At 59.6% G+C, this 8,567-nt stretch carries 8 protein-coding genes; all 8 read left to right on the top strand.

Annotation, left to right across the window (positions count from 1 at the left end; translation table 11 throughout):
* The first annotated feature begins 22 nt into the window (after positions 1-22).
* The 8 genes from C0V82_RS26140 (at position 23) to C0V82_RS28040 (ending at position 8,556) form a co-directional block, all read left to right on the top strand.
* Positions 23-1,552: a TolC family protein gene (locus C0V82_RS26140; RefSeq protein ID WP_158660247.1), complete on the top strand. Its 1,530-nt coding sequence runs from the start codon at positions 23-25 to the stop codon at positions 1,550-1,552.
* Between the two features lie 68 nt (positions 1,553-1,620).
* Complete coding sequence (locus C0V82_RS26135; protein ID WP_158660246.1) at positions 1,621-2,355, top strand: efflux RND transporter periplasmic adaptor subunit; 735 nt, start codon at positions 1,621-1,623, stop codon at positions 2,353-2,355.
* On the top strand, positions 2,352-3,692 hold the full coding sequence (locus C0V82_RS26130; protein WP_102115399.1) for an efflux RND transporter periplasmic adaptor subunit: 1,341 nt from the start codon (positions 2,352-2,354) through the stop codon (positions 3,690-3,692). Before C0V82_RS26135 ends, C0V82_RS26130 begins: the two co-directional genes overlap by 4 nt.
* Positions 3,693-3,695: 3 nt before the next feature.
* A complete protein-coding gene (locus tag C0V82_RS26125; RefSeq protein ID WP_211108019.1) occupies positions 3,696-5,837 on the top strand; it encodes a site-2 protease family protein in 2,142 nt (713 codons plus the stop codon).
* Positions 5,838-5,842: 5 nt separating this feature from the next.
* Complete coding sequence (locus C0V82_RS26120; RefSeq protein ID WP_102115398.1) at positions 5,843-6,727, top strand: hypothetical protein; 885 nt, start codon at positions 5,843-5,845, stop codon at positions 6,725-6,727.
* A 472-nt stretch (positions 6,728-7,199) separates the two neighbouring features.
* A complete protein-coding gene (tnpA, locus tag C0V82_RS26115; protein ID WP_211108018.1) occupies positions 7,200-7,544 on the top strand; it encodes an IS66-like element accessory protein TnpA in 345 nt (114 codons plus the stop codon).
* On the top strand, positions 7,541-7,894 hold the full coding sequence (gene tnpB, locus C0V82_RS26110) for an IS66 family insertion sequence element accessory protein TnpB (RefSeq protein WP_102115397.1): 354 nt from the start codon (positions 7,541-7,543) through the stop codon (positions 7,892-7,894). Before tnpA ends, tnpB begins: the two co-directional genes overlap by 4 nt.
* Before the next feature lie 50 nt (positions 7,895-7,944).
* Complete coding sequence (locus tag C0V82_RS28040) at positions 7,945-8,556, top strand: IS66 family transposase zinc-finger binding domain-containing protein (protein ID WP_158660245.1); 612 nt, start codon at positions 7,945-7,947, stop codon at positions 8,554-8,556.
* The last annotated feature ends 11 nt before the right edge of the window (positions 8,557-8,567 follow it).

Raw genomic sequence — 8,567 nt, 5'->3', positions numbered from 1 at the left:
GTCGATCTGGAGAGAAACCAAAATGATCCGCAATACCTTCACCGGCCGCCTGCCCTTGCTTGCCAGCACGGCCCTGCTGATTGTGCTAACCGGATGCAGTGTGCGTCCGGAGCCACTGACACTTGATCAGCAGATCGCCCAGGCTGGTGCTGACCGTCAGGCCATGTTTGCCAGCCAGGAGGCGCTCTCAGCGCCGGTCACACTGGAGCAGGCCATTGCACGGGCCCTCAAATATAATCTCCAGCACCGTGTCACCTTGATGGAGCAGGCATTGGAGGATCGGGTGCTGGATGCCAGTGCCGCCGACATGCTGCCCAAGCTGGCAACGCGCGCGGGATTGCGTACACGTTCAAACGTGCTGGCCTCTGTCTCTGAGTCTGTGGCGACCGGGCAGGTCTCTCTGGTCCCTTCCACCAGCTCTGAGAAGACCAGCTCGACCGTCGACTTGCAACTCGGCTGGAACGTGCTGGACTTTGGTCTCTCCTATTATGGTGCGCAGGCCCAGGCCAACAAGCTGCTGGCAGCAGAAGAGCGCCGGCGCCGGGTCGTTTTGAATATCGTGGAACAGGTTCGTGCCGCTTGGTGGGAGGCCGTCACAGCCGAACGCCTCAAGCCCCAGGTCACGGCCATCCTGGCAGAAGCCCGTCAGGCCCTGGAGCAAGCACGGCAGACCGAGCAGCAGCGTCTGCTGCCACCGCTGGAGAGCCTACGGTATCAGAAGGCGCTGGTGGAGATCGTCCAGCAGCTGGAGGCTTTGGAAGCCGATATGGCCATCGCCCGGACACAGCTGGCCAGCCTCATGAACCTGCCCCCGGCGACGCCAGTCCAGATTGCCTTGCCGGGCGACGCGACACCTTCACTGGCTAAGCTTGGCTACACGCTGGAAGATCTGGAAGCCATCGCCATGGTGGAGCGACCGGAGGTTCGAGAGGAAGCCTACATTGCCCGCAATGTGGCGCTGGAAACCCGGATGAACCTGTTGAAGCTGTTGCCCGGCGTCACCTTGTTCGCTGGCCTGAACCGTGATGACAATTCCTATCTGGTCAACAATAACTGGGCCGATGCTGGTGTGCAGGTCTCCTGGAATCTGCTGTCCGTCCTGAACTGGTCCAAGGTGGAAGCGACGGGGGAGGCTCGGGGGAAAGTGGCCGAGGTCCGTCGCCAGGCCCTACGCATGGCCGTGCTCACACAGGTCAATCTGGCGTGGCGACGCCATGAGCGGGCAGAGCGGCTCTATGATCGCTATAACAGCCTCCAGGAGATCGAAAGCCGTATCCAGTCTCAGATTGATGCAGCGGCTGCCAGCGATGCCCAGACCCAACTGGAGCGTATCCGCGCCGGCGCCTCCGCCCTGCTGGCGACGCGAGCGCGTGATCGTGCTTATGCCGAACTGCAGAACGCCTACGGTGCCATCCATCAGGCGGCTGGCTTCGATCCCGTACCGCCTCAGACCCCATCGGGATCGATCGACCAGATTGCCGTGGCCATCAAGACCCAAATGGACGCCGTCAGTCAGGGTAATGCTATAAAGGCGCCAGCCCTGACAAATTGAGGGAATGCGTCTTGCCCACATGCTTGTTCCGTGTCGTCCGCACCAGCTTATGTCTGATTGCAGGGGTGGTGACACTGCCGGCCTATACCCAGCAGGCGCCGGTACCGCCCCCACCTGGGGCGATCCTGTCTGCGGGTACGGAGATCCGTGTCCAGATCCGAGCTCGCCAACATGCGATACTCTCGGCGGAGATGGCTGGTAAGATTGTGGAGCTTCCCTTCCGGGATGGTGAAACCTTCCGGAAAGGGGATCGTCTGGTCACATTCGACTGTGCGGCTCAACGTGCCCGTCAGGATCAGGCAGCGGCAGCGGCCCAAGCCGCAAGCCGCAAACGGGAAGTATCAGCCAAGCTGAACCAGTTGAATTCCATCAGCCAGCTTGAATTAGCCGTCGCGGAAAGTGCTGAAGCGCAGGCCAAGGCCGAACTGGCGTTGACAGGCGTCATGGTGCAACGCTGCTCCATTACGGCTCCTTATGATGGTCGGGTATCGGAAGTACAGGTCCAGCGTTATGCATTCGCTGCCGAAGGTGCTCCCCTGATCGGCATTTATGACAGCAGCCAGTACGACATCGAAATGATCGTTCCTTCCGCCTGGCTTGCTTGGCTGAAGCCCGGTCTCTCCTTCCCATTGCGAGTGGATGAGACAGGCAGCGATCATCAGGCGGAAATCACGCGCCTGTCAGGGGCGGTGGATCCTGTCAGTCAGTCAGTCCGTGTCTATGGCCGTATCAAGGGTTCGATCGAGCAACTGCGGCCAGGGATGAGCGGGTCGGCCTCGCTAGCCGTAGGCAAAGCGCCATGACAGATCCGCGCGATCGGCAGCTGGTGGCCCTGGCTGGGCTGGTTCAGTTGGAACGTCGGGTACGGGGCGCACCAACGCCAGCGGAATTGGCCTTCCTGATGGTGAACGAAACCCATGCCCTGGTTTCCTACCGGCAGGCAGCCTTTTGGCGTGCGGACAAGGCTGCGATCCAATCTCTTTCCGGCTTGGCAGCCCCTGACCCCGAGGCTCCTTTTACACAGTGGCTGGGCAAGAAAATGGCCTCATGGTCCAGCTTGTCCACGCCTCTGGACCTGACTGTGGACGATATGCCAGGGGAAGAGGTCGAGTTGTGGATGGCGCATCTGCCGGCTTACGGCTTGCTGCTGCCTCTTCTGCGGTCGGGCGAGACTGTTCCTGTCGGCTTACTGCTGCTGGCCCGGGACATGCCCTTCACCGATGGGGAGCGGCAGCTGCTGGATATTGCCTGCAACGCCTATGCCCATGCCTGGAAGGCTTTGATAGGGCCGGGCACCAAACGACTGCCCCTGATCAAGGATCGCCGCAAGCTGGCTCTGGCCACTGCGGGTATTGCTCTTATCGCCTTGTTCCCTGTACGCCAGTCTGTACTGGCGCCAGCTGAGATCGTACCCCATAAGCCGATCATTCTACGGGCTCCCTTGGCGGGGGTGGTGGAAGAAATCCTGGTTCCTCCCAATGCCACCATCACGGAGGGCCAGAAGCTGGTCCGCATGGATGGACGTGAGTTGGAGAGCCGGCTTGAGGTGGCGCGTCAGGCACTGGCGATCGCCGACGCCGAGCAACGTCAAGCGCAGCAGCAGGCCGTCTTCGATGAGCGCGCCAAAAGCAGCCTTGCCGTGCTGGCAGCGCGCCGCGAACAGGCCGCAGCTGACGTCGCCTATGCCGAGGAACTACTGGCCCGCGGCCAGCTGACTGCCCCCAAGGCAGGTATCGCTATTTATGACAATCCGGATGAGTGGGCTGGACGGCCTGTCGCCTTGGGCGAACGCATCCTGATGATCGCCGATCCGACAGATGTCGAACTGGACATCCTGCTACCGGCTGCTGATGCCATACCCCTGGATATCGGTGGTGATATCCGTTTCTTCCTGAATGTCGATCCAGCCTCCCCTTTGTCAGCCACCCTGACACGGGTCGGCTATCGCGCAGCGCCGACACCTGACGGTCTGGTGGCTTACCGGCTTTCGGGACGCTTTACAGCAGACGGCCTGACACAAAAGGAGCGGCTCCGCGTGGGCCTGAAGGGTACTGCCAAACTGGAAGGACACTGGACGATCCTGGCCCTGCAAGTGCTGCGACGCCCCTTGACGGCTCTGCGCCTCTGGCTGGGTTGGTGAACCATGGTGATGGCAGCCACCTTCTCGGATGCAGAGCAGCAACCGATCCCCCTGCCAGCGCTACGTGACGAGCTGCTGCTCCATCAAGCGGCTCCTGATCATCATGGAAATCCGCGCTGGACATTGGAAGACCCGGCACGCAACCGCTTCTTCCAGATCGGCTGGGCCGAGATGGAAATGCTGGCCCGCTGGCAACTGGGCGAGGCGTCTGCCGTGGTGGAGGCTGTCAATCACGCCACTACGCTGGATATTGCGATAGAGGACATTATCGACTTTACCCGGTTCCTATCGGGCGCCAACCTTTTGCAGGTACGCGGCCCCGAGGCCATGGCCCGATTGGCTGAGCAGGCTAAGGCTGGCCGCATAGGATGGGCCAAATGGCTCTTGAAGAATTATCTCTTCGTGCGCATCCCCCTGGTGCGCCCCGACCGGTGGCTGGAACGCGCACTGCCGCATGTCCGCTTCATTTATACAGCCGCCTTCTTCTGGATAACCGTGCTGGCGGGTCTCACCGGCTTACTGCTGGTCGGACAGCAGTGGGATGTGTTTCGTTCCACCTTTCTGCATTTCTTCAGCTTAGAAGGTGCGGCATTGGCCGGTCTGACCCTGTTCGCCACCAAGGTGATCCACGAACTGGGGCATGCTTTCACGGCCAAACGCCATGGTGCTCGGGTCTCCAGCATGGGGGTGGCGCTGCTGGTCATGTTCCCTATGCTCTATACGGACACATCGGGTGCCTGGAAGCTCCGGGAACGACGGCAACGGCTGCAAATCGGTGCTGCCGGCATGGGGGCCGAACTGGTGCTGGCCTGTTATGCCACGCTGGCCTGGAGCTTCCTGCCCGATGGCATGCTGCGCAGTGCCGCCTTCATGCTGGCCACCACAACCTGGCTGCTGACGCTTGCCGTCAATCTGAACCCTTTCATGCGCTTTGACGGCTATTTTCTGCTCTCCGATGCCCTCGACATAGCCAACCTGCAGGACAGGTCCTTCGCCCTGGCCCGCTGGCATTTGCGTGAGCGGCTATTCGGCCTGGGAGAGGCTGTACCAGAGGAGATGCCGGCCCGGCTGCGGCGTTTCCTGATCCTTTATGCCTACTCGGTCTGGGTCTATCGCTTCTTCCTGTTCCTAGGCATCGCCCTGCTGGTTTATCATTTCTTTTTCAAGCTGCTGGGCATCTTTCTGTTCGCGGTGGAGATCGTGTGGTTCATCGGCGTGCCTATCTGGCGGGAACTGAAGGAATGGGCCAAACGCCGAACTGGCTTACGCCTGAACCATGCCACGGTGCGGACTGGTCTTCTCACAGCCCTCGGGTTGGCACTCCTTATGCTGCCCTGGAACAGCAATGTTCGGGCCCCTGCCCTGCTACGTGCAGGACAGCAAGCCGTCTTCTATGCGCCTAGTGGTGCGAAGCTCTTGCTCATGCCAGAGCATGGCCAGATTGTTGAGGCCGGCACGCCGTTATTCCAGCTTTCCGATCCTGATCTTGATCACCGATTGGCCAGCGTGGAACGTGAGCTAGCCCGTCTGCGCTGGCAGAACAGCTTTCTTGTGTTGGACCGCGCGTCGGGTGCCAGTCTGCGGATCGTTCGGGAGGATTACGCCGCGGCTCAGCAGAAGCATGCGGCTTTGCTGCTGGAGAAAGAGCGACTGACAATCCGAGCACCATTCGATGGGCTGGTCGCGGATATCCCTACTCCACTCCTACCCGGAGAATGGGTCAGCGGCGGCGAATGGCTGGGTACAGTGACAGCTTCAGGGCCCGCATTGATCGAGGCTTTCGTCGATGAACATGACCTGGAAAGGCTGGCCATCGGTAATGAAGCAGCCTTCATCGCGGAGGCTGGTGGATGGGATAGCGTACCATTGCGGCTAACCACCCTTGCCACGACGGCCACAACACGGTTGCAGAACGTTCCTGAGCTGGCCTCCACCCACGGAGGGGGGATTGCAGCACTGAATGATGCCCATCACGGCCCCGTACCGGAGAAAGCAGTTTATCGTGTCCTTCTGACGGCCACTGAGGGGCATGGTCTGCCAATGACACTGCGCGGAGAAGTCCATATCGACGGAGACCGCCAAAGTCTGGCCTTGCGGCTTCTGACGCGCGCTATCGCGGTTCTGCGACGTGAAAGCGGGTTCTAGGGCAAATGACCAACAGTAACCACCCCTCCTCCCAGAACGCACAACGCCCGCTGCTACCGGACGAACCCGCCCCTGTCGATGACAAGCAGCGGGAACTGACCGAACGCTACTTGCTGCCTTTCAAGGCTGAGATCTTTGATCTTCTCATGGATATCCGGCTTTCCCTGGATCCGGCCCTGTCAGCAAAGTTTCCTCAATGCATGGGCAAGCCTTACCCCTTGGGTCGTTGTCTGGAAATCACCAATGCTGTCCGGCATGAACTCCTGGTTCGGTTGGCCACACCGCGTATCCGGGCAGAAGCGGCACTGCGGGTGTTTCTGGAAAGCGGCGGCATCCTGCGTTCGATCTGGGGGGCGCTACGTGGAAAATACTTTCAGAACGCTACTCAGATTGGCGGCCTCTATGTCGATGTATCAAATGATACAGTCGATGTGAACAAGCCCAAGATCGAAATCTGTCTAATGGAAGAGTGCGATCTCGTACCAATAAGAAATATCCGGCATTTTATCGAAATTGCTACGCAGTATTGGAGCATAGATATCTATGTGAATTCTGTTGTCCCTTCACTGGCTCCCCTGCTGCCCATGATTGGTGTTCACAAATCCGGGAAGGTGGACTTGATAGTGGCAAATGACTACATGTTTGCTCTATCAATGCGTGAGCAGTTTCGAGATGCTGAACGATGGCTGGCAGAAGGTCCGCTGCCAACAGAAAACATCATGAAGAAAATGAGAGTATTTATACCGGCAGAACTGATTTCAAAATCAGATAAACCAGACGAATCAATATATTACTGTGTTGAATCCAGAAAGAAAAAGAAATATCTAAATGATTTGTGGATTAATAAAATTATTGAAGAATATATTAAAATATACAGACTGTTAAATTAAACGCGAAATTGACCCGGTGTGGCGGCTTGTTTCCATTGAGAATTGACCCATGTGACCGTTCGCCCTTCGCGTTGAACGACGGGGGCACTGGAGTGATGTAAGCGCTCATTTCTCGGCACGTTGATGCCTGAACTGATGGTGTGGATGCCCCTTCTGCGGATTCCGACGAAGTCGGCCACCTATTCCGATTTGAAGTCGGTCCACCGTTCCGATTTCAAAGCGGTCCACTATTCCGGTGGATTCCGGCCGGTTGGATGAGATGCCCCTCGTGTCGAAATTGGTGATGTCACGGGGAGGGATGGGTGGTCAAGGTCGATAGTAAGCGTCAGGATCGCCCCACCTTCCGTTCTCAGTTTCCGTGGGCGAGTTTTCCGGCTTGGCGATGGAGCTGGAGGGTGTCGTGGGTGTTACGAGCAGGATTAATGACTGTCTTGGAGACATAGATGAAGGCAGTCGCTATCGGCGGGTAGAGGTGATCACGGGTCAGCGTCGTCGTCGGAATTGGACGGCGGCGGAGAAGGCGGTGATTGTGTCGGAAAGTGCTGAGGCGGGGGCGAACATCTCTGATGCTGCGCGACGCCATGGGGTGAACCGGGCCTTGCTGAGTGTTTGGCGTCGGCAGGCTGGGCTGGCTGAGATTTCGGGTTCTGGACAGTTCGTACCGGTGACGTCGGAGGCGACGACGCCGTGCGCGGGGCGGACAGTGGAACCATGGGCGGTGGATGTTGATCTGCGGGCCGGCCGGGTCCGGTTCAGTGGGGCGGTGGATCCTATCGTGGTCCGGGCGGTGCTGACGGCGCTGGGGGGACAGTTTTGATCCGTCTGGGGTCGGTGCCGAGGATTTTGCTTTGGTCGGCACCGATCGACTTCCGCAAGGGGGTGAACGGTTTTGTGGCCCTTGTGGCGGATGCATTGGCGACCGACCCTTATTGTGGGGATGTGTTCGTGTTTCGCTCCAAGCGCAGCGACCGCCTGAAGCTGCTGGTGTGGGACGGTACAGGCTTGGTCCTGGCGACGAAATGGCTGGAGAGCGGACGGATCGTATGGCCGCCGGTGCGTCAGGGGGTTGTGCGACTGAGTGCGGGGCAGTATGCCCTGCTGGCCGATGGTCTTGACTGGACCCGGGTGGTTCCGCCCCCTGTCCGCAAGCCTGTTTGGTTGGGGTGAATCTGGCGGAAATGCTGGGTTTTTGGCGTGTTCTGGGGTAGAATTCAACCATGTTGGATAGCACTTCCCCACCCCCCATCGATCCACGGATTTTGCTCCGGATCATCGCCGTCCTGACGGAGCGGAACACGCGTCTGGAGGCTGAGGTGGCGGCGTACCGGCGGATGGTGTTGGGCGCACGCTCTGAACGCTCCGCTGTGATCCTGTCCGACCAGGGGTGCCTCAATCTCGGCGATGCCGGGGACGCCCCATCGGTACCGTCGGGAGCCAACGACAATACGGGCATGGCGGAAGACGTCTGCGTGAAACAAGATGGCGGTCGCCGTCCCGCCCGACGGAACGTGGGTGCCTTGCCACCGGCATTGCCGCGGATCGAGCGAGTGGTTGAACCCGTGGAGACGGCCTGTCCCTGCTGTAACGGTGTTCTGCATCGGATCGGCGAGGATGTCAGCGAAGCGCTGGATATCGTGCCGGCTGTTGTGCGGGTGCTGCGGACGATCCGACCGAAATATGGCTGCCGCGCCTGCGAGGGCACGGTTCTCCAGGCGCCGGCCCCCGCCAGGGTGGTGACCGGCGGCATGGCCTCGACGGCGCTGGTGGCGCATGTGGTGTCAGCCTGCTATGGCTGGCATCTGCCACTTTACCGTCAGTGCCAGATGTAAAGGGCGAAATG

It is taken from the genome of Niveispirillum cyanobacteriorum, from assembly GCF_002868735.1.
Classification (GTDB): Bacteria; Pseudomonadota; Alphaproteobacteria; order Azospirillales; family Azospirillaceae; genus Niveispirillum; species Niveispirillum cyanobacteriorum.
The sequence above is the reverse complement of the archived record's forward strand: the minus strand, read 5'-3'. Positions and strand labels throughout refer to the sequence as shown.